The 1,063-nt window shown below is 49.7% G+C and carries 2 protein-coding genes and 1 pseudogene; 2 read left to right on the top strand and 1 reads right to left on the bottom strand.

Annotated elements, in window-relative coordinates; genetic code table 11:
* Positions 1–497, top strand: a pseudogene (locus F6K49_RS52440) (folate-binding protein); the annotation flags it as partial.
* 116 nt (positions 498–613) lie between these two features.
* On the opposite strand, the gene F6K49_RS52435 reads toward F6K49_RS52440, so the two are convergent.
* Positions 614–826, bottom strand: coding sequence for a hypothetical protein (locus tag F6K49_RS52435; protein WP_293111004.1), 213 nt, complete (start codon positions 824–826; stop codon positions 614–616).
* A 17-nt stretch (positions 827–843) separates the two neighbouring features.
* On the opposite strand from F6K49_RS52435, the gene F6K49_RS52430 reads away from it, so the two are divergent.
* Positions 844–1,063 (top strand): GTPase (locus tag F6K49_RS52430; protein WP_293111002.1); only part of this gene is annotated, 220 nt, incomplete at its 3' end.

Below are 1,063 nucleotides of genomic sequence, written 5' to 3'. Positions count from 1 at the left end.
GATATACTCTAATTTGCCCTGCCGAGAATGCTGCCCAGGTTTGGCAGACCTTAACCACAGCAGGAGCAATCCCTATAGGCGATCGCGTTTGGGAACAGTTGCGTATCCAACAGGGACGCCCTGCGCCTGGTCATGAACTGACAAAGGATTACAATCCTCTCGAAGCTGGTTTGTGGAAAACCATTTCCTTTAGCAAAGGCTGTTACATTGGTCAAGAAACCATTGCGCGCTTGAATACCTACAAAGGAGTTAAGCAACGACTATGGGGTATCCGCTTAAGTGCTCCTACTGACCTAGGGAGCGTCATCACCGTAGATGGAAAAAAAGTGGGCAAGCTCACCAGTGTGACCGAAACTGACCAGGGACTCTTTGGTTTAGCTTATATCCGCACTAAGGCTGGTGGTGTAGGGTTAAAGGTTCTGTTAGGAGACGTCGAAGGGGAAATTTTGGCTGTACCTTGTTTGAGCCATGATTATTATGAGCCGAGTACTGAGTAAGTTATCAGCTATTAGCAATCAGCAATCAGCAATCAGCAATCAGCAATCAGTAATCAGCAATCAGCAATCAGCAATCAGCAATTAGCAATCAGCAATCAGCAATCAGTAATCAGCAATCAGCTATTAGCTATGAGCCATTCCCACAGCGTGCATGGCCCAAAGGCCAAGACTGAGGGCTGACCGCTGAGGGCTGTTAGCGCAGCGTGCGCGTAGCGCATATGCTTACAAGGCCAAGGCTGAGGGCTGACCGCTGAGGGCTGACCGCTGAGGGCTGACCGCTGAATGCTTGCTGCGATAGAATGGAACACTAGAGCATTCACACTCCTCATTTGAGGACATCCAGTTTATGGCCCTGCCAATTGTTGCAGTTATCGGACGCCCGAATGTGGGGAAATCAACCCTGGTCAATCGTTTGGCAGGAGTGACCGATGCTATTGTTCACAACCAACCAGGAGTAACCCGCGATCGCACTTATCGCCCTGCTTTCTGGCAAGACCGAGACTACCTGGTTGTGGATACTGGCGGCTTGGTATTTGATGACAATACCGAGTTCTTGCCCTTGATTC

Source organism: Moorena sp. SIO3I6 (assembly GCF_010672095.1).
The sequence above is the reverse complement of the archived record's forward strand: the minus strand, read 5'-3'. Positions and strand labels throughout refer to the sequence as shown.

Bases quoted from the DNA above. Each gene is read 5' to 3' on its own strand.
- F6K49_RS52435 (WP_293111004.1), bottom strand. From the start codon at position 826: ATGAGGAGTGTGAATGCTCTAGTGTTCCATTCTATCGCAGCAAGCATT.